Source organism: Nostoc sp., from assembly GCF_036919895.1.
Taxonomy (GTDB): domain Bacteria; phylum Cyanobacteriota; class Cyanobacteriia; order Cyanobacteriales; family Nostocaceae; genus Nostoc.
Window position 1 is genome coordinate 1 of the sequence record NZ_JBALBW010000091.1, and the last position, 23075, is coordinate 23075.

Sequence of the window (23075 nt, forward strand, 5' to 3'; positions counted from 1 at the left end):
GTTGCCCGCCTTGATTAGAACCAGGTCGCGGTTGAAACAACGTCTTATCTGGTGGTACTTGTTGCCCGCCTTGATTAGAACCAGGTCGCGGTTGATATAACGTTTTATCTGGTGGCACTTGCTGTCCGCCTTGATTAGAACCAGATCGCGGTTGATACAAGGTTACGTCCGGTTTACTGGTGTTTGGATTATTCACAGGACTCTGTTGATTTTGCTCAACTGGGTTAAACTGCCTTGGAACAGTTTCGTTATTTGAACCTTGGTTGTATCTAGGCTGAAGGGGAGAAACTGTTTCCTCAGATTGGTTTTGCTGAATCGGGTTAAACGGTCTGGGAACAGTTTCGTGATTTGAACCTTGATTATATCCAGATGGAGGACGCAGAATAGTGTCGTCGTTCGATTGTCTCGGAACAGTTTCGTGATTTGAACCCTGATTATATCCAGATGGAGGACGCAGAATAGTGTCGTCGTTTGATTGTCTGGGAACAGTTTCGTGATTTGAACCTTGATTGTAGAAAGGTTGCGGTTGCCCGGTAGCCTGTCCAGAGGCAAATTTGGCAGCTGCTTGCAAAGCTTGATTGAGTTCTTCTACCGTTGCAAATCGGTTAGCCGGGTTTTTGTGGAGGCATTTCATCACCACGGCTTCTAATTGTACCGGCAAATGCTCACAACCTGGTTGCGATCGCAGTGGTTTCGGTGGCTCATAAGCATGAGCTAATACCCAAGAAGCCTCGCTGACATGACTACCCTTAATACTGATACCAAAGGGATCGGCGGCACTCAGCATTTCATAAAGAATAATCCCTAAACTATAAATATCACCCCTTGCGTCCAGGTTTTTATCACTTTGGATTTGCTCAGGAGGCGCATAACGAAACGTACCAATAAAGGTACTGGTAATATTTGTAATATTGGCATTTTCTGAAGATTCACTCCGAATTTTGGCAACACCAAAATCCAAAACCTTGACCCACTCACCCAAATCTGTAGGCACTAAAAATATATTATCTGGTTTCAGGTCACGATGAACTACCTGAATATGCTCAGTGCTTTTTGTGCCCTCCCGTTGGAGAGTAACACCTTGATGGGCAAGCTGTAGACCTTTGCAAACTTGCGCCATAATTTTCACCGTCCGCCCAACAGATAACCGCTTTTCGCGTAGCAGTAATTGTCTGAGCGTTTGCCCGCGCAAATATTCCATTACGTAAAATGGAAAGCCTTCCGGGGTGAATCCACAATCACTAATCTTAACGATATGGTCGCTTTGCAAAGCAGCACAAACTGCCACTTCCCGCTCAAAACGCTTTCTCATTTCTTGTGATGCCACCAGCGTATCTTTGAGCAACTTCAACGCTACCTGCTGACCTACACGGGTATCTGTTGCCAGGAAGACATCTCCCATGCCACCCCCGCCTAACCGTTTTTCTAAACGGTATCGCTCGTTATCACCTACGAAGCGACCAATCCAAGAATTTGAAGAAGGTGGGGATTTCATCTGCGGCAACCCATCCTAGTTACTTTAAGGTGTTAACTTTAGTCAGAGATATTACTAGTATTACAAATATGATTGCTTACTTTGTAAACTAGATTAATACTAGTAATATATATTACTTACGGTTTATCTAATTATACTCAGCTTAACATATTAGTAACTTAAAGTAATGCTAGCAATTTGATAAAATGTTTAAAATTAAGACTTATGGTAGTTGAAATTTGTTTCTAAGATGAAGTTAATGCAAATTCTCCAAGACTGTCAGCTTCAGTAGTGTTCATACCAATTCTACGTAAGGCTGCCCTTTAGAGATAATGCGCCAATACCATGCCAGTAATATGTTGGAGAATTCGTAGAGAACTAGCTACTCTATGAGACGCTTTGCAAATGCGTTTACATGAATTGCCGCTACAGCTTGTAGTTTTGCATCAGTCTTATCGGCGCATCTTCAAACAAAATGGTAGGAATGAAACGGGAAAGCGCAAACCCAGAATAGTAAAATATTGTGGAATTTTGCCTACTTTTAACAAGGGAACTTCCTTGATTTATAGTTATTTTATATACCAAGTTGATTTACGCGAGCCTGTACTAATAGTTGTCAATGTGCTTTTGTATGCCGTGCCGATAGTATCTGTTACAGAATATTTAAAGTTTTGCAAAATATATTCTGTCAATGTACTCTGGCGTACATGATTAATATGTGCTATTGCCATGAGGAAAGAGGATGAGTAATGTGCTCTCTATAGCCGCCGTGACAGCAGTACTAAAAGTCTTGCTGGAAAATGGCTTAGTCAGCGATCCGATCGCTGCTAGTGTTGGTGATGTAATTGTAACTGCCCTACCGCCCGATCGAATTTCAGTTGAAGCTGACGAACGCGCTCAAATTAACCTCTTTCTCTATCAAGTAACGCAGAATCGCAATGTCGATTGGGTGTCTCAGGAATTTCGGAGTAGGCATTCACGGATTAATGGAAACCCGCACTCTCCAACTCCACCACTAGCTCTTGACCTCCACTATTTGCTCACAGCCTACGGAGCCAAGGATTTTCAGTCGGAGCTTTTACTAGGTTATGCAATGCATTTATTACACAAAACACCAGCTATCACATCCGATATTATTGAAAATACTCTGATAAATGCCTCTACAACCAATACCTCAAGTGCTTTTTCCCAAGCTGTAGCGAGTGTATCTGTATCCGATTTAGCTGAACAAATTGGGCAGATTAAACTGACTCCAGAGTTTTTTAACATGGAAGAAACTTCTAAATTATGGTCTGCTTTACAAACACACTATCGACCTTCAGCTACCTATCTGGCATCAATGGTATTAATTGAGAGTAGCAAACCTGAAAATTCTGAAGGTTTCTACATAATGCCCTTGTCTCAACCGACTATAGAGCAAGTTATGGCTCCGGCAAAGACCGATCAAATTATTGTTGCAGGTACAACACTAGTAATTCGTGGTAAACGGTTACGCGGTGAGATTACCCGAATCCGTTTAAGTAATACGGAGACTTTAATAGTACCTCATGATGTTAGAGAAACACAAATTAGCCTGTTAGTCCCATCAGATTTATCCGCAAGTGTGCAAGGTGTCCAAGTTGTCCATCTCACAATGGGCAATGGAGGGCAAACAGATTATGTAGTTGAATCAAATGTTGCGGCTTTCGTCCTTCATCCAACAATTACAGCATTTGTTGCTCAAGTGGAAAATAGCGGCGATAATTTACGCACAGCCGAAATGACCGTGAAATTCCAGCCCAAAGTTGGTAAGGCACAACGGGTAGTTTTGCTACTCAATGAGGCATCAGGTGATAGTCCGGTCGCTTACTCTTTCTTGGTTGCATCGCGGACTGAAGACACCGATGCAATTACTATTCCTGTCAAAAACATCAAGCCAGGAACTTATATTGTCCGGGTGCAGGTAGATGGGGCAGAAAGTCCATTGCACAAGAAGAATCAGTCTGGAGGTTATGATTCGCCAGAGGTGACTATTCTATGAATGCTACAACAAATCGCAATTGGGATGAGGCAAACTATCGCTATCTATCAGCATCTCTGGCCGTGGTTCGTGGTATTTTAGAAAATCACACGGCAAAAGAGCAAAATCAATCTGTAGAGAACAACCAAGAGCATTTACGGCAGGAGTTACAGGAAGCTGCTGCTGCAATGCCTGCACCATCGGCATTGGAAAGAGTATGCAAAATATTTAGCCTCTCATCCTTTGAACGCGATTTGTTGCTGTTGTGTGCAGGTATGGAATTGAATGGAGATTTTGCTAAATTGTGTGCTATAATGCACGGGGATTTACAACGAGCTTACCCAACTCTAAGTTTAGCTCTAGCCGCTTTACCTGATGTCCACTGGGATGCGATCGCTCCAAATGCTCCCTTACGTCATTGGCGGTTAATTCAGATTGGTGATGGTCATGCCCTGACTCTCAGTCCGGTAAGAGTTGACGAACGAATTTTACATTATCTTACGGGCATTCAATATCTTGACGAACGATTAGCCAGCATTATTGAACCATTACAAGCAGTTAGCGATTTAGTCGCCTCGCACCAAGATTTAGCCGAGCGAGTATCAGCAGTTTGGTCGCAAGCTTATAAGGTTAATAGCTTGCCAATTGTTCAGTTATGTGGTGTTGAAACTACTAGCAAACGCGGCATTGCCGCAATAATTTGTCAACTCCAGGGTTTAAACTTGTGGGTAATGCCTGCACAAGTGATTCCATTAGTACCTAGCGAGTTAGATAATCTCATTCGCCTGTGGACTCGGGAGACGATTTTAAGTAAGTGTGCGTTACTTATAGATTGCAACGATCTCGATACTAATGATATAGCGCGGCTAAATGCGATCGCACGTTTCATCGAACGGATAAAAGGCTTTTTAATAGTTACAAGTCGGGAACGTATTGGACTAGGACAACGCCTGGTAGTTAATTTTGACGTACATCAACCAACTACCAAAGAACAAGGTACAGTTTGGCAAGATGCATTAGGTTCAATTGCACCGCAAATCAATGGGCAAATTAAAACCCTAGTGGATCAGTTTAACCTAAGTGCCGCAACCATTCGCGCGGCTTGTGCAGAAGCCGCAGGGCAGTTAGCCCAAACACCAGACAACGATATCACTAGCATTTTATGGGATGCCTGCCGCGTGCAAGCACGTCCGCGCTTGGATGAACTCGCCCAGCGAATTGAGCCATCTGGTGATTGGGAAGATTTGGTATTACCAGAGGCCCAAAAACAAGTTCTCCGAGACATTGCGGCTCATGTCCGTCAACGCAGTACTGTATATAATAATTGGGGTTTTGCTGCCAAAAGTGCTAGAGGATTGGGAATCAGTGCCTTATTTGCAGGTGCTAGCGGCACTGGTAAAACATTAGGGGCAGAAGTACTGGCTCAGAAATTGCGCCTCGACCTCTATCGCATTGATTTATCATCAGTAGTTAGCAAATATATTGGGGAAACAGAGAAGAATTTGCGCCGGGTGTTTGATGCTGCCGAACAAGGTGGCGTGATTTTGTTATTTGATGAAGCTGATGCTTTATTTGGCAAACGCAGTGAAGTTAAAGATGCGCGCGATCGCTATGCCAATATTGAAGTTAGCTACCTGTTGCAACGGATGGAAAGCTACCCAGGTTTAGCAGTCCTGACTACTAACTTGAAAAGTGCAATTGATACAGCCTTTCTGCGGCGGATTCGCTTCGTGGTGCAATTCCCCTTCCCCGACACAACACAACGAGCCGAGATTTGGCGGCGCGTTTTTCCCGCAGACACCCCAACCGCAGACTTAGATGCCCTGCAACTAGCACGGCTAAATGTCGCTGGGGGTAATATCCGTAATATAGCCTTAAATGCAGCTTTCCTCGCTGCCGATGCTGGAGAAGCAGTACAGATGAAACACGTATTGCGGGCTGCTCAGACGGAATATAGCAAGTTAGAGAAACCTTTAACTGATGCGGAAGTTGGCGGGTGGATGTGATTTGGCACTATGTCCGTCGTAGATATCAGATTATGAATTCCGCGCAGTACCACTAGCCTTCAACTTCGGATAAGCAATCCGTTTGTGGTGAAATTGCTGCCAAACATCTACAAATATCTGGGCAATTTGTAACATCTCTTCCCGTTTTAGTCCTGAATCGACGAGTTGATTGTCTTGCCATTTGGCACGCAAAATATTGTTCAGCATTGCTAAGGCTTGTTCAGGCGAGACATCTTTGAGCGATCGCTTCTCTCCCTGATGCTTTGCTGAAGTCGATGCTTGCAGCGATCGCAGCGCTGCTTCACAAGAATCTGCTAGCATGACAATTCCGGTTTCCCGTGATTGGGGAATTGGGCCATCGTAGCGAAAATCTGCGTCGTCCACCGTTAAACTTGGATCTGACTGAGCCATTTGCTGGGATTGGTGATGGAAATAGGCAATCAGCATCGTTCCCTGATGCTCTGGAATAAAAGCTTGAATCGCTGTCGGTAAAAGGTGTTTACGCGCCATCACCAACCCTTCAGTTACATGCTTTTTGATAATCTCTGCACTCTTCCAAGGGTCTTTAATTTCTGTATCATGTTTATTCGGCCCCCCCATTTGATTTTCAATAAAACCAAGAGGGTCGTGCATTTTGCCAATATCGTGATATAATGCACCAGCCCTGACTAGCTCAACGTTGCATCCTAGTTCTTTGGCAGCAGCTTCGGCAAGGGTAGCTACAAATAGCGTGTGTTGGAAAGTCCCAGGAGTCTCTGTAGCTAGTCGTTTTAATAAAGGGCGGTTAGGGTTCGCCAGTTCTGCCAGGCGGATGGGGGTGACTAAATCGAAAACTTTTTCGAGATAAGGACTCAACCCTAAAGCTACAACACTCCAGCCTAAACCAGATAAAGCAAAAAATCCGGCTTCTCGGAGGACAATATACCAGGTTGAAGCAAATGCTTGACCAATTAAGATTTTAACAACCAGATAAATGCTGCCTTGAGTTAAGGCGATCGCAACCCCTAATAATGCCAATTCTTCACGCGATCGCAATCGTTGGGCGACGTAACTACCTAATATTGCCCCACCTGTGCCAGCTAAAAGTGCAGCTTTGCTCATATCGAAGCTGATAGCTAATATCGGCAACAGCAGGGCAACAACTGTTAATCCCAAAGTCCGCCCATAGTAGCTTCCCAACAATAAACCAAGGGCGCTCCAGGTAGTATAAGGCAATCCCATTGTTACCAATCCTGGGACACTTAGAGTTAGTAATAAGACCAATAGGCGATCGCGTTGTCGCAATTCGTAATCAATATGTCGTTCTACCCAGACAAAAATACCAATGGCGATCGCAATTACGCCTCCCAACTTCACCAAATCCTGCCATTTCACCTCGCGGTGAACTAGGTGATAATGCTCCAACACATCAAAGTCCCATGCAGTAATCTGCACTCCTTTTTTAACAATTACCTCACCATACCGGAACTTCACCATCACAGGTGACACTCCAGCAGCAGCCTTTTTAGCGTTTTCTCTCGTTTGTTCTTCATCTGCTTGCAGATTCGGCTTGAGTACAGCTACCAACAGGTTCTTTGCTAAAGGTTCGGCAGATTCTGGTACAAAGGACTGCAATTGTAAACTCACCGCATCCTGCAAGATATTTTGTGGCAGTCCCCGTGGGATGCCTTGAGCGAGAATCCGCTCTGCACTCTGATAGATTCCCCTTTGTGTTTTTTCCCACTCTACATCTGACAAATCCAAAAGTAAGGATTCCTCGTATACTGTTTCTGGCGTAATAATCTCTAACTGTAAAAGTTTGGCAGTCGCTTGGGTGTATCTTTTGCGTGTTTGCGAAATTTGGGCAATCAGTAAAGACAAGTTTTTCTCAGAAGTTGTGAGGCGGTAAGATTCTAGTTCTGCAACTGCTTGAGTAAAATCAGTGTTTTGAGAAAAATCAACTCGTGTCTTCTCCGGCATTGGTGTTGTATGCGGTTGGCCTTCCTGATTGGGTGCAATAGATAATGGACGGGATGAGATAACGGTTCGTCCTGTTCCTTTCTTCTGCTGATTTTTGCTATTTTCTACAGCCAATAACAGTGCTTGCCATTCTGAATCAGAGCAAGAGCGGAGGTAACGCTGGGTAGAGATAGACAAGACGACAGGATCAAAAAAAGGAAAAGCTCCAGCAACGACGCGAATTTCGTTGCTATCATCCAGAACTTTTTGCAAATTTTCGTTGATTTGTTCGTTCATTCGCGAATCAAGCATCAACACTTGTAAGGAACTTTTACTGACTGCTTTGCGCTCGGCTTCTGTTTGTTTGCGATCTTCGATGCTAGTTGTGTAAGGCGCTATAATCGTCTGGGGCGCGGGATATCCTACTTTGAGTTGAGTTTGGTTATATAATTTTTGCCCAAGAATACCTGTGAGGGATAGTATAGCGATCGCTAAAATTACCAAGGAACGCTGTTCGTGTACCCAATCTAAACAAACTTTATAAATACTCCTCTTAGTTTTTACCAATTTTGCCTTTAACTTGAGCGCTGTTTCTTGTTTTCGACGACCGCTTTTGTCATTGGTTTTTGAGAAAAATAAGATTATATTCTTCAGAATAGTCCTTAGAAGTTCTCTTCTATGGCTTTTGCTTCTGGAACTTCTCATTAACTTTCCTTTACGGCGTAGTCCTTTGTACTGTCGCCGCCAGTGAGTCAATTGCTGGGTTAAGAACTGCAAAAATTGCTGCATTTTTATTATCTCTGCCTGCAATTACCTACTTTGATAGCTCAAAAAAAGACAATCACCAGGGAAGTTTGATCTGCTACTATTACAACTACGGTGACGGAGGCTAAGGCTAATTGAAGCTGATTTGCCACAACAATTACCTACAGAATCTGTCCGAGGGTTTGCGGAGAAATTCTAGTATATATAAGACTAGTACACTGTAATAAGGGGCAAAAGCCCCAAGCCTTATTAATTGAAATGGTAAGTGGATTTGAGCCAAGATGTACGAATACTTTGTCAAGCTAGTTCTGAGGGTTTTTAGTCAGCACTTGTTCGGTGAAAAAGGATTAACGCGACCGAATTACACGAGGAGCTGCGTAAACTGAAAGCAAAGCCACCTCACCTTCTTCCTGTGTTAACTCCCTTGGATTTAGGGCAATATCATACACTCCTGACCACACCGCCACAAATGCATCGATTAATTGTAGCATTTGGGAAAAACTAGTTATTCCCCAAACTGGAGAATTCCTTTGCAAGAGCGAAACTTGCCAATTTACAGGGATTCCGCCCATACCATTGTATGCTCCTGATAAAGCACCAGTAATTGCACTTGTAGCCTGTGAGCTTAGGGAAGTAACTTCTTCTACTTTAGGATTGCTATTGCGATTAGCTTGCAAAACTGCAAGGCGAAAGTCTTCTAAGGTGCTTAAAAAGCAGTAAAATGCCATAGCAATAGTGTTACTGAGTTTTTCTTTTTTAGCAAACTCAGCTTGCGCCCTTGACAATCCCGCCCCTTGCTCTAATAAATTCTGGACTGCTAATAATTTTTTTGGTATTGATGTGGGTGTTTCACCGAGAAAGGAAATTGTTTGCGGGATTAAGGTTAGAGGGTTGAGTTTTTCAGTTAGGGCAAGAGATATTGCATAAGCTATTGCTAGTGTTCCATCCCTTACTACTGGGTCATCCTCCCAGATTTTGAGTACAAGCAGCAAGTTTTGCCGGAGCTTAATCGGATTTTCGTGAAAAAAAAGTGCTACTGGTAGTGTGGCAATAATTATTTTTATTGATATATCATCAGTTGCTGCTAAATGAAGAGATTCTTGTTGCCGACGCGCTATCCAATCATCTAAATCTAATTTACCCAACGCAATCAAACTCTCAGTTCCTAGAATTGCCATTCTGCCCAAATCTAGGTAACTCTGAGACTGCATACCACCAGATGCTAAACTTACCCCCAGAAATGCTCCAAGGAAAGCACCTCTAAACCGACTGATAGGAGAGTAAAGCATAAATAATTATGTAGTTAAAAGTGAGAATTGAGGAGTTAATGAAAAATTGCTAATTCTTAACTTTACTACAGACGAGATAAATCGCGTCTCTACTCCTAACTCTTAACTCTCAAATGATTTACCAAAGCTTGTAAGCCCAACAAGTAACTTTGAACACCAAAACCACTTATTTGCCCGATCGCAACTGGGGCGATGTACGAATGATGGCGAAAATCTTCCCGGCGGTATATATTACTCAGATGTACTTCGACTGTAGGCAAGTTAACAGCCGCGATCGCATCTCGCAATGCCACACTGGTGTGAGTATACGCCCCTGCGTTAATCAAAATTCCCTGATGTAGTCCTAATGCGCCATGAATACTATCTACCAAAATTCCTTCATGATTTGACTGCAAAGGAAAAACTTTCGCCTGTAACTTGAATGCTTCTTCGTCTAACAGGCGGTTAATTTCGGCTAGTGTCAACGAACCATAAATTCCTGGTTCTCGCTGTCCTAGCAAATTTAAGTTTGGCCCATGCAGTGCCAGAATGCTTAAGGGTTGCAACGTCGAGTTCAGCACTTTGGGTCTAGTGACGACGACGCGAGCGATCGTTCACAGGAATCGGAATCAGTTCCGGTTCCGGTTCCGCCTCTGGCCCTAACAGGCTCTCAATTAGCCTGCGTGCTAATTCCTTAAGCTTTTCCAGCACCTTTTCTATATAGTCCATGAACTGAACGCTCCTGAGATACTACCTCAATTTTTGATTAACAGGTACGCAGAAAATGGCATATTGTCGCACCTCTGGCCTCCAATCGGGCTGAAACACAATCCCGTATTTGGGACATAAGCCACTTCTAAAATTTGGCGTTGTGTTCTCCCTTACTTTTTAGAGTATCACACTTGCAACCTACCGAACTGCATCCTATCAAGGATGGATATCAAGGGTCAAGAGTTAAAGATTGGACTTTGGACTCTTGACTTGCGATTAACCTTCTGTTGCCTTTTTTTTCGTAGCCGTCGTTGACTTAGCAGTTGACTTAGATTTGGAACTCGTTGATTTAGTCGTTTTTCGAGTCGATTTCGCTGTCGATGTCTTAGCTGCCAACAAGTTCAGCGCCTCGGATAAAGTTATATCTTCTACCGTTTGACCTTCTGGGATACTCACATTAGTTTTACCATACTTAATGTAAGGGCCATAAGGGCCATCGTAGATGTTAATTGTTTCTCCGTCCTCTGGATGTGTACCCAATTCACGCAAGGCTGTCTTGGACTTGCTGTTGGTGGAACTGCGTCCCTTTTTTGGTTCGGACAATAATTCCAATGCACGTTCTAGGCTAATTGTCAATACATTATCAGCAGCTTTTAGGGAACGGTAATCTTTCCCTTCCTTACCCTGGTCATGAACTACATAAGGGCCAAAGCGCCCCAAACTTGCTTGGACTTTGCTACCACTGACTGGATGAACTCCTAATGTCCGGGGTAGTGCCAATAGACCAACAGCCATTTCTAGGGTAACAGTTTCTGGGGTGACACCTTTGAGTAGGGAGGCTTGTTTCGGTTTGGGATTTTCGTCGGTTTTGTCACCTAACTGGACATAAGGCCCATAAGCGCCAATTTTCACATAAATCGGTTCGCCAGTTTCGGGATGGCGACCTACCTGATCGGGGCCTGTGATTTTTTGTCGCAGCAACACTTCTACCTGTTTGGGGTCGAGGTCGGCTGGTGTCAGGTCTTTGGGAATTGAAGCGGTGATCACCCCCTCACCATTTTCGACTTCAATGTAGGGGCCATATTTACCAATGCGGACTTTGGCATCTAGATTTTCCAGTTCCACAGTCCTAGCTTTGCTGGCATCAATTTGACTTTCCCGTTCTTTGACCAGGGTTTCCAGCCCTTTTTCTCCTAGATAAAATTTCTGCAAGTAGGGCAGCCATTTCGCTTCACCTGTGGCTATATCATCAAGAGTTTGCTCCATCTTTGAGGTAAAGCTGGGGTCAACGATGTCCGGGAAATGTTTTTCCAGTAAATCGGTAACGGCGAAAGCGGTGAAGGTGGGAATAAGAGCGTTACTCACCAAATGGGCATAACCTTTGTCGATGATGGTGCCAATGATGCTGGCGTAAGTACTGGGACGACCGATACCTTCACTTTCTAAGGTTTTCACCAAAGAAGCTTCGGTGTATCTAGCTGGCGGTTGGGTTTCGTGTCCAACAGCTTCCAGTTCTGTACAATTTGGCCGATCGCCTACTTTCAGATTCGGCAAAATTACTTCCTGGTCTTCTAGGGCTGCTTCTGGGTCGTCTGAACCTTCGACGTAGGCGCGTAAGTATCCAGGAAACTCAATCCGTTTGCCAGAAGAACGGAATCCAGCATCCTCAACTTGCAATTGGACACTAATTTGAGTTTGGCGGGAATCAGCCATTTGACAGGCGACAGTCCGCTTCCAAATTAAATCGTAAACAGCAAGTTCTCGACCGCCTAAACCAGTTTCTTGGGGGGTGCGAAAAGTGCTACCGGCTGGACGAATTGCTTCGTGCGCCTCTTGTGCGCCCTTGGATTTAGTGGTGTATTGTCGGGGTTGGGGACTGAGGTATTGTTGACCGTAAAGCTTTTCTACAGAACTTCGAGCAGCTGCGATCGCTTGATCTGACAAATGCACTGAATCTGTCCGCATATAAGTAATATACCCTTGCTCGTACAAATTCTGGGCAACCCGCATCGTGTCACGGGCTGAGAGACGCAATTTCCGGTTGGATTCTTGTTGCAGCGTCGAGGTGGTGAACGGTGGCGACGGTTTGCGCGTTACTGGGCGTTCCTCTATGTCACTAACACTCCAGGTTTTCCCCGTTAGGCGTTCCTTGAGTGCGATCGCTTCGTCTTCGTTGAGCAACAAGACATTACGACCTGCGGTAATTTGTCCTGTCGCTGCGTCAAAATCGCTACCGTTAGCAATTTTAGTTCCTGCCAATGTTACCAACTGGGCAACAAAGGGGGTTTTTTCCTTTGACAAACTGGCTTTCAAATCCCAGTATGCACCCTCATGGAAAGCACGACGTTGGCGTTCTCTAGTGACTAAAAGCCGCACGGCTACAGATTGTACCCGCCCAGCAGATAATCCCCAGGCGATTTTTTTCCATAGCAAGGGAGACAGGGTATAACCCACCAGTCGATCTAAAATCCGCCGGGTTTCTTGGGCGCGAACCAACTGCTCATCGATTTGGCGGCAGTTTTTCAGAGCTTTTTTGATCGCCTCTTGGGTAATTTCGTGAAACACCATCCGCTTAGTCGGAACTTTCGGCTTCAGCAATTGGTATAAATGCCAACTAATGCTTTCACCTTCCCGGTCTTCGTCCGTTGCCAGAATCAGTTCATCTACATCTTTAAGGGCTTCTTTAAGCTGGGTGACAATTTTCTTTTTGTCTTTCGGGACAACATATACCGGTTCAAAGTCGGCGTCCACATTTACCCCTAGCTGCGCCCATGTTTCCCCCTTGACGGCAGCAGGAATTTCACTAGCCGACTGGGGTAAGTCACGCACATGACCCATAGACGCTTCCACCCGATAGCCTGCTGGCAGGTAGTTGCGAATGGTACGAGCTTTGGTTGGAGATTCGACGATGACGAGAGTTGACATGGAAATTTTAATAAAAAGAATAGCTACTAAGCTAAACAGTCAAATTGAGGTAATTTTTGCAAATTGTCAAGATAAGTCGCGCTTAGGGCGGTGATTTAATCCTCACATAAACTGTCTGCTTAGGAGAAAACCCTGTGAACTTATGCCCCAGTCTGTCCCAAAGGATAGAGAGGGAAACGCTGGGTATGAATTTCCAGCTATTTCAATCTTTAACTTATCTAACGCATAATTGGCGACTACAGTTTTGAAAATATCTTTCTTTGGGAATGGGGAATGGGGACGACAAAGAAAATAACCAATGCCCAATTCTAAATTCCCAATTCACACTTTCATATAGCTTGTGCCAAAATTAAACCAAATTTGAGAGCAAAAGCGAAGTGGGGTTTGTACCCATGTCAGGAAAGCAAAACCATGAAACCGATTCGTCAAGGTGATGTAATTTTACTGCCTGTGCAGCAAATTGAAGGACAAAAAATACCTCACTTAATTTTGGCAGAAGGCGAAGTTACGGGGCATAAGCATCGCATTACTAAGGGTAAGGCAGAATTATACGAGAAAGATAGCACACTTTATCTACGTGTGTTTTCAGAGTCGGCATTGCTAGCTCACGAGGAGCATAAAGCTATTTCTATTCCCCAAGGTGACTGGATGGTGAAAATTCAGAGGGAATACGAGCCTGAAGGTTGGCGTTATGTCGCTGATTGAAAATTTAACGCCTGAGCAAGAGGCTTTGATTCCAGTTTATCGGGAAAAGTGGAGAGCGATCGCGCTTTCAACTCAGCGTATTGATCGTGAAAAAGCCTCTGAAGCCTTAAAAGTTGCTTATGCTGCCTTTGGCTTTGAAGTACCTGAAATTGTTTTTTGTGATAGTCCGTATGCTGCTTTCAGTAAGATATTTCTGGATAAAATTGACCATCAGAATGACCAATTGAGACAGAAACTTGAATTCTCAGTTATTAGTAGATTAAAAAAATCATTTATAAGCCGCAAAAAATCATTTATAAGCAGCCGAATAAAACAACAAAAAGTATTTCAGCCTCTCCCAGAGCCGCTCGTTAAACAAATAGTCTTTTCTCATGAATTAATAGAGTCATCAATATTTCAGGGACTACCAGATATACCAGATAATATATACGAGACTCTTTTCTTAGAATTATATAGTAACGGTTGGGACGACGGACATAGACTCTTCTATAGACATCTAAAGCCCGAACTTCTGATCAAAATCAACGAAAGGTTACAAAATCAATATTGGAGAAAATTACCGAACCGGATTGGAAAGCGATTAAGAGCTTCTCTAAAAACACGTTTAGAATCTGATATAACGGACGTTTATGATAAATGCTGGCAACCAGATAGAAAGGCTACATCAACTAGTGTATTAGATTTTTGTTTTAGAGTATTAAATTTTGATTATGATGTGAAAAAATTCCAGCACCATCAATCACTGATTATAGAATGTGGCTGGATTTTTGCTTTTGAAAAAGTAGCAATTATCTGCGATCGCCCCCTTCACCTGCGCTTTGACAATGAAAACCGCCTCCACGCTGAAGGTGAACCCGCCATTGAATTTACCGATGGATATAGCCTCTACTCCTATCACGGTGTAACCTTTCCTGAAAAATACGGTAAAATCCACCCGCAGCAATGGCAATCTCAATGGCTTTTAACAGAGGAAAACGCCGAACTACGCCGAGTGTTAATTCAGGGTATTGGTTATGCCCGAATTTGCCAAGAACTACAAGCTATTGAATTAGATACTTGGCAAGAATACACGCTATTAAAAATAGATAATGATGTTGATGAAGAAGCAATTTATTTATTAAAAATGACTTGTCCTAGCACAAGCTTTATTCACGCCTTGCGAGTTCCACCGAATATGAAATCAGCGCGTGAAGCAATTAGCTGGGTAAATTGGGGTGTAGATCCAGAGGCATTTGGTGTGCAAACATAGCTGCTTCAGCAACTTTCCCCATTTAGAACCATACTAAAAAAGTGTAAGACTATAGTGCTACTTAATTGATATGTTTTACTCTGAAGAAAAAGCTTGTTCAGCATTACTCATTGCTGCTTATTATGGAAATAAAGATATCGTAGAACTGCTGATTACTAGTGGTGCAAGCGTTCATATTGTAGATGCTTCGAGTGAAACACCCCTGCACAAAGCATCCTTCCAAGGACATCAGGATATAGTCGAACTTCTGATTACTAAGGGAGCGCAGATAGATGCCAAAGCGTCAGATGGTTGCACTTCCTTATATCTGGCAGCTTGGGGTCAACATAGGGAGATTGCTCAACTTCTGTTAGACTATGATGCCGTTATGGAGCCAGATATTGCGGTGATGCTTGGAGATATTGAATTAGTCAAACACTATCTAGATTCTGGTTTAGATGTCAATTCTTTTCTTGTAAAAGGGTTAAACAAAGGGGAGTCATGGTTAATTGCAGCTATCAGTGGCAGAAATAAAAATCTTGTTAAACTTCTCCTAAACTGTGGAGCCAACGTTAATGAAAAGATGAAATCTAAAAACGTTTCCCCACTACATCGTGCATCTGCTATAGGTTGCCTAGATATTTGTGAGCTTTTAATAGCTCATGGTGCAGATGTCAACGCTTTTGGTGAACATGGTAAAACTCCTCTACATTTGGCAGCCCAGTTTGGACATCAAAATATTACAGAACTTTTGTTGGACTGTGGGGCTAATGTTAATGCCCTAGATGAATCAAAAGGTAGTCCAATATTTGAAGCTGCACGCCTTCATAATTTAAATATAGTAGAGTCTCTTTTGGAGCGCGGCGCAGAAGTTAATTTAACAGACGATCAAAGTTGGACACCTCTGTTGCGTGCTTTTCAGCATTCAGGTAATGATGAGATTGTGAGAGTTTTTGTTATGTATGGTGCTGATGTTAATGTAAAAGGTCTTCGAGGAGAGAGCCCGCTTCATATAGCTGTTGCACAGGGTAACAAAAATATCGTTAAGTTACTGTTAGATCGTGGTGCGCGGGAAGGTTTAGAGTGAGGATTGTACACACCACCAGCAACCTCTCCTCTGCCATCGCAATTAAACCTGCGTCCTCTGCGCCTTGGTAGTACACTGGGGTAAGCCGCTCCGCGTCTACGTTAAAAAATCGATTCTGATAATAGATTTTTAGCCTTAACTGAACCGTATTACCTCAAAACCCCTCTTTTTAAGGGTGACTTAGGAGGAGCTATATTTGAAATATTAAGCCCAGCAAGAATGTTAGGTTTTATTTTTGAACCCACACACAAAACAAAAGACGCAAAGGATTAACTTGCGTCTTATTTTAATATTTGAAAATTAGAAAATTAGAAAGTGAACGTGGTTCGTACTGTACCAATGACGATATCATCGTTTTGATTATTATGATCTGGCGCTGTTAGCCAGATAACTCCTGGGGTGATGCTGATATTGTCACTCAGCTTATATTGATAGAAACCTTCAATATGATATGAAGTGTCTGGATCTTTATTAATACCTGCATTGCTGAGAGAGCCGCTCACGCTGGTAACTTTAGGTTCCATACCCACAATGATGCCTGCAATGTTACCTGTTTTCCCAAGATCGGGGAAAGCCAGCGTGACGGCATAGTTCCAGATGTCAGCATCGCCAGGAGTAACCGAAAGGACGCGAGCTTTGGTCAAGCCAGCCCAACCGCCAATCACGAATTTTGAGCTAGGTTGAAAGGATGCTTCTATACCATAGGAGTTACTAGAAGCATTCTCCAATATGTCATTAGCGTTATTGCTACCACCACTACCATTGGCAAAAAAAGTATTTTTGTAGGCGTTAAGGTAGGTCAAACCAAGGGTAATTTGGTTGCTAGGCTTAACAGTTAACTGTGCCATAGCACCGTAAGCACCATTGAATAGTCCAGAGCCTAGTTGAGGGTTAGCAGCATCATTCGCTAAATACCCCAAGCTTAGTTCGAGCTTATCACTGAACTCATGTTTGATTCCGATACCAGCACCATTGGCTAGATAATAAATTGGGTTGCGAGTTCCAAAATGGGAAAGGGCACCGCTACCACCGTCCCCATCTAAGTATGGGTTGACGGTGTTAGTGAAATCATCAATTGCACCTGCATTTGCTTCCAGAGTGATGCCTGTTTTACTACCGAGAGGGAACTGATACAATAATGCATCTATCACAACTCCATTACTGTTGTTACCACCAGCAAATCGGAAGTCACCTTCTGGTGTAAAGGTAGCAGTCTGAGAGAAAGGGTCTAGGTTTGTTGCCTGAAGTCGTGTTCTGAGTAAATCTTTTCCAGTGAAACTGGTGTCGAGGTTCAGACGTACCCGATCTGCAAGGACAGCATTTTGGTTGACTTTTTGACCATTAACTGTGTTACCACTTACAACACTTGCGATCGCAATTACGACTTCACCATTCAGTTTGGTTGTGGTTGAGAATTGATGCGCCTCCAATTCAGCAGTTTTAGCTTCTACTGCATCTACACGACCTCGGAGTGTCGTCAGTTCTGCTGAAAAATCTTCTTGCAGCTTTTGTAATGTGGCTAAATCTTCTTTCTTAACTAAATCGCCTGTGGCTGTAGCAATCAGTTCGTTAACGCGATCGAGACAAGCATTCAAACCAGCAGCAAACTCATATCGCGTCAATGCCCGATTACCGCGATAAGTGCTATTTGGGTATCCGGCAATACAGCCATAGCGCTCAACCAAGGACTGCAATGCTTGGAATGCCCAGTCGGTGGGTTGTACATCAGAAAATTGAGACACAGAAGTAACTTGCGCCATTGTCCGATCTGGCGCTATGTTCTCAGCTTTCATGTCTGGATTAGCTAAAACTTGCGGTTGATTGATTTCAGACGTACTAGATGTTTCACCTGCAAATGCAGCAGCATTCACAAATAGCAATGCACAGCAGACTGCTGGACTAACTAGCAGATATTTACAGAATTTTTGCATTTTTCTCCTCACACCGATCTCCAATTCACACCCAAACCACGTTTTTTAAACGTGTATTTTATGAGAATATTTGTCAGCAATTTTATCAGAAATAAGGAAGCTTTTTAACAAAAAAAGTCAAGAATTCCTAATTATTCAGAGAAAACTAAATTACTGAGGGCTGTACCATCCGACAAACTTTGTTGTTACTTATTATACAGAGAAATCAAAATAATATTATGTGTCTTGAATGAGAATGAGAATTATTATAGTATGAATTTAGAATAAGTCTCATTGTCAAAAGGAATTTTGACAGAGGCAGACGTTGCAGCCATTTTGAGGAGAAAACACTGTATGGGGAATTGCAGAGGACTTAGAACAGGCAGACAAAGAAGCGGCATCTTGTCGATAATTGCTCTGTTAATGTTGTCAATGACTGGTGGCTGTAGCCAATCAAATCCGACTCAGGGAGCAAGTTCTCAAGAGTCGCCGCCAGCACAGCCTATTACATCCACCCCAGTAGCGCAGTTGGGAAAAACCAAAATAGTGACAACATTTTTGCCGATATATTTGTTTACGAAGGCAGTAGCTGGGAATGTGGGAGACGTAGAAATTCTAGTGCCACCAGGTACGGAGGTACATGAATACCAAGCGACACCCGAAAATGTCAAAGCGATCGCAACTGCGAATGTGTTAGTCAAAAATGGTTTAGGTTTGGAGGGATTTCTCGAAAATACTGTCAAAAATGCCCAAAATTCCAAATTAGTCGAAATTGATGCCAGCAAAGGTATTAAACCCTTAAATGAAATTTCGCCCGTTGTGAAAACAGCGAAAAATGACGAAGACCAAGAACACGCCCAAGGTAATCCTCATGTTTGGTTAGATCCAGTTTTGGCAAAACAAGAGGTAACTAACATTCGGGATGGATTAATTGCTGCTGACCCGGCAAATAAAGCTACTTACGAGGCTAATGCTGCGGCTTATATTAAAGAATTAGAAAGTTTAAATGGTGAATTTCAGCAGACTTTACAGAAGACTCCTAGTTGTACCTTTATTACTTTTCATGATGCATTTCCATATTTAGCTAAACGCTATAACCTCAAACAAGTTGCTGTGGTGCAAATTCCCGAAGATCAACTTTCACCGACGGATGTGCAAAATGCAGTCAATGCTGTGAAAAAGTACAAAGTTAAAGCTTTATTTAGTGAACCAGGAGTAGATAACAAACTCCTAAGTAGCCTTTCCAAAGACTTGAAATTAACTTTGCGTCCTCTGGATTCCCTGGAAACTGGCGAAACAGATCCGCAGCATTATTTCAAAGCAATGAGAGCTAACTTACAAATTTTGGAAACATCATGTAAATAGGTTTGTCATTTGTGAAAACTAATGACCAATGATCAATGACCAATAACCAATAACCCATGACTAATGACATTGCTATTTTAAAAGTAGAAAAATTAACTGTCTATCAAGGTAGTTATCTTGCTGTTCGAGATGTTTCATTTGAATTGTTCCCAGGAACAGATACAGCCATAGTTGGCCCCAATGGTGCTGGCAAAAGTACTCTGGTAAAAGCGGTTTTAGATTTGATACCTCGAAGTGCTGGTACGATTGAAATTTTAGGTCGTCCAATTGCAAGGTTGGGGCGTTTACGTCATTTATTGGGCTATATGCCGCAAAATTTCATTTTTGACCGCAGCTTTCCTATTTCTGTTAGTGAGTTAGTTGGACTTGGATGGACTAAGGAAGCGAGAAAAGGCGATTTATTTTTCTCCAAGCTGTGGAGACAAGACAGAGAAAAATCGGCAGCAGTAGTAGAAGCTTTACGGCGAACTGATGCTTATCATTTACAGCATCAAGCTATTGGTACTCTTAGCGGGGGTCAACTTAAGCGGGTTTTATTAGCTTATTGTTTAGTAATGCCTCGGAAACTATTGGTACTTGATGAAGCCTTTGCTGGTGTTGATGTGCAAGGTTCAGCAGATTTTTACGCTTTGCTAAATGAATTAAAGCGGGAAGAGGGTTGGACGGTATTACAAGTTTCTCATGATATTGATATGGTAAATCGCCATTGCGATCGCGTGCTTTGCCTCAACCAAAGCATTGTTTGTACTGGTAAACCAGAAATTGCCCTTTCACCGCAAAACCTGTTAGCAACATACGGGCCAGGTTTCAGTCGCTACCAGCACCAACATTAATACCCATAAGTATGAATTTCTTCGATCATTGTCAGATACCTTGGCTTGCGATCGCTAGTAGTAATGACTTGCTAGAGTTGTTACAACTTCCCTCTATACAGCGCGCGATCGTGGGTGCTGTGTTAATGGGAATACTTGGCGGGATGTTGGGCACTTTTGTCACCTTGCGCCAGTTGTCCTTTTTTAGCCATGCGGTTGGTCATGCAGCATTAGTAGGTGTGGCGTTAGGTGTGCTGCTACAAATAAATCCTACTTGGATGCTGTTACCTTTTACCTTGGTTTTTGGGGTGATTGTCCTTTACTTCATCGACAAAACCGATTTAGGTAGCGATAGCGTCCTTAGCATAGTGCTATCTGGGGCATTAGCGATCGGTTTAATTCTCACGAGCCTAATTAAAGGATATCGTGGCAACTTGATGGCTGTGCTATTCGGCGATATTCTAGCGATCGATACCACAGATTTGATTTTGACGTTGCTGGTACTTATGGGAGGTAGCATATTTTTACTCTCAACCATGCGACAGCAAATTTTATTGACCCTTAACCCTGATGTAGCGCAAGTTCAAGGTATTCCCGTCCAGTTGTACCGCTACATCTTTGTAGTCTTGCTTTCACTTGCCGTTGCTGTAGCCATTAAAGCTGTCGGCGTTTTACTGGTGAACGCTTTTTTGGTTATTCCCGCATCTACCGCCAAATTGATGAGTCACCACTTTAGCCGCTTTCTAGTCATATCGGTGATAGTTGGTTCCATTAGCAGCATTGCTGGCATCATTGTCTCAGGCATTTTCAACTTTGCTTCTGGCCCAAGTATTGTTCTTGTCCAATTTCTGCTATTTGTAGCGGTTTTCATCTGGTTTAAGTTGAATTTGAAAGCTGTCTAAATCTTTTTTCTCCAAGGGCTTGCTATATTCTTGGATGTTTGCTACATTTATTAATCGTGGCTCACAAAAGCCCCAGCCGGGATAGCTCAGTTGGTAGAGCAGAGGACTGAAAATCCTCGTGTCACCGGTTCAAGTCCGGTTCCTGGCATTTACAAAAACCCTTGAGACTATTGAGTTTCAAGGGTTTTCAGTTTATTAAGTGCTAACTAATAGAGAGCTAGCGTACTAAATTCAAGATAAATTTTGGACATTTTTGGATACCTTTAGACAAAAAACGGGTGTAAAGTGGGTGTAAAAGAGATAGAGTAGAGGAGTAATTACACCTTAATAAAGCTATGTTCTCCAAAACTCCTACAGGGCGGGCATCTAAAGGTTCTGTCTCTATCCTTAACTCTAATGAGCGATTGCAGTTACGGTTCAGATATAGGGGCAAGCGTTATTACATCTCTACTGGTTTAGCAGATACCCCAAATAACCGTAAATTGGCTGAACTTAAGGCCTCTGAGATTGAGAAAGATATACTCTGCGAGCGATTAGACTTAACTCTAGAGAAGTACCAACCTCAATCTGCTTTAAGTACGATTACACCCGTTACACCCATCAAGAAGCCTAAACCCAATTTAAATGAACTTTGGGATAGGTATAGCGAGTTCAAGAAACCGCAAATTAGTCCTAGTACGTACGTCAAAGATTTTGCCAAGCATCGGAATCACATTGCTAAGTTACCAACGCGATCGCTAGATGAAGCATCTGCTATTCGAGATTATCTTTTAGCCAATTTAACTCCAGATGCTGCTAAACGTTGTCTAATTCAGTTCAAAGCTTGTTGTAATTGGGCAATGGAAGAGGGGTTAATCGACACGAACCCTTTTGCTGCGATGAAAATCAAAACACCCAAAGGTGCTACTGAAGAACAAGATGTTAATCCTTTCAGTAAAAAAGAAAGAGATTTAATTATTCGTACTTTTGCTAGCGATCGCCATTACAGCCACTACACTCACTATGTCCGCTTCCTTTTCTTTACAGGATGTAGACCATCTGAGGCAATCGCTTTGAAGTGGAAACACATCACTAATAATGTGGTTCAGTTCCGGGAATCAGTTGTTGTCTCTGAACACGGCTTAGTGTTAAAAGAGGGACTGAAAACACAAAGAAAGCGAGATTTCCCAATTAATTCGGAACTAAAAGCGATTTTGGATGAGATTAGGCCTATAGAACCTAATGCTGAAGCATTAATTTTTACCAGTCCAAAAGAAAAATTTATCGACCATCACAACTTTTCTAATCGTGCATGGAAGTCTATGTTAGCCAAATGCTGCGTTCCCTATCGCAAAAGCTACCAGACACGACATACCTTTATCAGTTTGTGTGTGGAATCACATATTAACAGTACAGCGATCGGGCGATGGACGGGAACATCCGCCAAGATGATTGACAATCACTACGGTGCTACTAACTTTACAAATTTAAGACCACCTGACCTTTCATAGGAGGAGTTCATTAATGATAAATCAATCAAGTGAACAAGAAAAATCTCTGTTCATAGGAAGGTATTGTTATCTCAAATGTTTATCTACAACACTAAGAGGAAATTTTTCAATTTCTGATGTAGAGTATTGCTACTGTTCAGTTGGTTCTCCTAACGGAACAGAAGAAGAGCAAATTGCATTTTTTATATCTGGGATACCAAATCCAAAATTATTAGATGGAGGAAAAAACCTTTGTCACGGAGTTATGGACATTTGGGTAGGATACAAAGATTAATGTGTTGAACTTGCTAAATGCTTTCTGTTCACTAAAGGAAAAGAGGATGATCCTTTTTTGAAATCTATTAGCAAAAAAGAAATTAATCTCTCAGAGTATGAATAAGCTGTTACGCAGCTTATTTGTATCCCACATTCCGCACTTCAAAATGTAGCATAAAGTATGATGTAATTGCTCTGTGATACGAGTAAACAAAAATACTCATAAGCTTTAAGT

Annotated in this window: 17 protein-coding genes and 1 tRNA gene; 11 read left to right on the forward strand and 7 right to left on the reverse strand. The window is 42.7% G+C overall.

The annotated features are described in order from the left end of the window. On the reverse strand, positions 1 to 1495 hold a 1495-nt coding region (locus V7K55_RS18600), incomplete at its 3' end, for a serine/threonine protein kinase (RefSeq protein ID WP_334833919.1). 721 nt (positions 1496 to 2216) lie between these two features. On the opposite strand from V7K55_RS18600, the gene V7K55_RS18605 reads away from it, so the two are divergent. Beyond that, entirely contained in the window at positions 2217 to 3494 is a 1278-nt protein-coding gene (locus V7K55_RS18605) for a DUF4255 domain-containing protein (protein WP_334833921.1), read from the forward strand. After that, positions 3491 to 5479 (forward strand): ATP-binding protein, encoded by a 1989-nt coding sequence (locus V7K55_RS18610; protein ID WP_334833923.1) that lies wholly within the window; start codon positions 3491 to 3493, stop codon positions 5477 to 5479. The genes V7K55_RS18605 and V7K55_RS18610 overlap by 4 nt, the downstream gene beginning before the upstream one ends. A 30-nt stretch (positions 5480 to 5509) precedes the next feature. Here V7K55_RS18610 and V7K55_RS18615 read toward each other — a convergent pair whose 3' ends face one another. From V7K55_RS18615 to topA, 5 genes are all read right to left on the reverse strand, one after another. Continuing rightward, a complete protein-coding gene (locus V7K55_RS18615) occupies positions 5510 to 8212 on the reverse strand; it encodes an HD family phosphohydrolase (RefSeq protein WP_334833948.1) in 2703 nt (900 codons plus the stop codon). A 317-nt stretch (positions 8213 to 8529) separates the two neighbouring features. Continuing rightward, a complete protein-coding gene (locus V7K55_RS18620) occupies positions 8530 to 9471 on the reverse strand; it encodes an ADP-ribosylglycohydrolase family protein (RefSeq protein ID WP_334833925.1) in 942 nt (313 codons plus the stop codon). Between the two features lie 95 nt (positions 9472 to 9566). Continuing rightward, positions 9567 to 10031 carry a type II 3-dehydroquinate dehydratase gene (gene aroQ, locus V7K55_RS18625; protein WP_334833927.1) on the reverse strand — a complete coding sequence of 155 codons (465 nt, stop codon included), beginning with the start codon at positions 10029 to 10031 and terminating at the stop codon, positions 9567 to 9569. A gap of 7 nt (positions 10032 to 10038) precedes the next feature. Further along, positions 10039 to 10179: a hypothetical protein gene (locus tag V7K55_RS18630; RefSeq protein WP_012410890.1), complete on the reverse strand. Its 141-nt coding sequence runs from the start codon at positions 10177 to 10179 to the stop codon at positions 10039 to 10041. 258 nt (positions 10180 to 10437) lie between these two features. Continuing rightward, positions 10438 to 13086: a type I DNA topoisomerase gene (gene topA / locus V7K55_RS18635; protein ID WP_334833929.1), complete on the reverse strand. Its 2649-nt coding sequence runs from the start codon at positions 13084 to 13086 to the stop codon at positions 10438 to 10440. Positions 13087 to 13497: 411 nt separating this feature from the next. Here topA and V7K55_RS18640 point away from each other — a divergent pair, with 411 nt between their 5' ends. The 3 genes from V7K55_RS18640 to V7K55_RS18650 all read left to right on the forward strand — a co-directional run bounded on the left by V7K55_RS18640 (position 13498) and on the right by V7K55_RS18650 (position 16106). After that, complete coding sequence (locus V7K55_RS18640; protein WP_334833931.1) at positions 13498 to 13791, forward strand: hypothetical protein; 294 nt, start codon at positions 13498 to 13500, stop codon at positions 13789 to 13791. Next, positions 13778 to 15040, forward strand: coding sequence for a DUF6745 domain-containing protein (locus V7K55_RS18645; protein ID WP_334833933.1), 1263 nt, complete (start codon positions 13778 to 13780; stop codon positions 15038 to 15040). The genes V7K55_RS18640 and V7K55_RS18645 overlap by 14 nt, the downstream gene beginning before the upstream one ends. Positions 15041 to 15110: 70 nt before the next feature. Beyond that, on the forward strand, positions 15111 to 16106 hold the full coding sequence (locus V7K55_RS18650; protein WP_334833935.1) for an ankyrin repeat domain-containing protein: 996 nt from the start codon (positions 15111 to 15113) through the stop codon (positions 16104 to 16106). A gap of 308 nt (positions 16107 to 16414) precedes the next feature. On the opposite strand, the gene V7K55_RS18655 is transcribed toward V7K55_RS18650, so the two are convergent. Further along, positions 16415 to 18037: an iron uptake porin gene (locus V7K55_RS18655; protein WP_334833937.1), complete on the reverse strand. Its 1623-nt coding sequence runs from the start codon at positions 18035 to 18037 to the stop codon at positions 16415 to 16417. A gap of 333 nt (positions 18038 to 18370) precedes the next feature. Between V7K55_RS18655 and V7K55_RS18660 the strand changes: the two genes are divergently transcribed. From V7K55_RS18660 to V7K55_RS18685, 6 genes are all read left to right on the forward strand, one after another. Further along, on the forward strand, positions 18371 to 19381 hold the full coding sequence (locus tag V7K55_RS18660) for a metal ABC transporter substrate-binding protein (protein WP_334833939.1): 1011 nt from the start codon (positions 18371 to 18373) through the stop codon (positions 19379 to 19381). 56 nt (positions 19382 to 19437) lie between these two features. After that, a complete protein-coding gene (locus V7K55_RS18665) occupies positions 19438 to 20214 on the forward strand; it encodes a metal ABC transporter ATP-binding protein (protein WP_334833941.1) in 777 nt (258 codons plus the stop codon). Between the two features lie 11 nt (positions 20215 to 20225). Then, positions 20226 to 21095: a metal ABC transporter permease gene (locus V7K55_RS18670; protein WP_334833943.1), complete on the forward strand. Its 870-nt coding sequence runs from the start codon at positions 20226 to 20228 to the stop codon at positions 21093 to 21095. Positions 21096 to 21170: 75 nt separating this feature from the next. After that, positions 21171 to 21243 (forward strand) — tRNA-Phe (locus tag V7K55_RS18675). Positions 21244 to 21430: 187 nt separating this feature from the next. Then, on the forward strand, positions 21431 to 22585 hold the full coding sequence (locus V7K55_RS18680) for an Arm DNA-binding domain-containing protein (protein ID WP_334833945.1): 1155 nt from the start codon (positions 21431 to 21433) through the stop codon (positions 22583 to 22585). Positions 22586 to 22598: 13 nt separating this feature from the next. Further along, on the forward strand, positions 22599 to 22859 hold the full coding sequence (locus tag V7K55_RS18685; protein WP_334833947.1) for a hypothetical protein: 261 nt from the start codon (positions 22599 to 22601) through the stop codon (positions 22857 to 22859). Positions 22860 to 23075 lie beyond the last annotated feature (216 nt).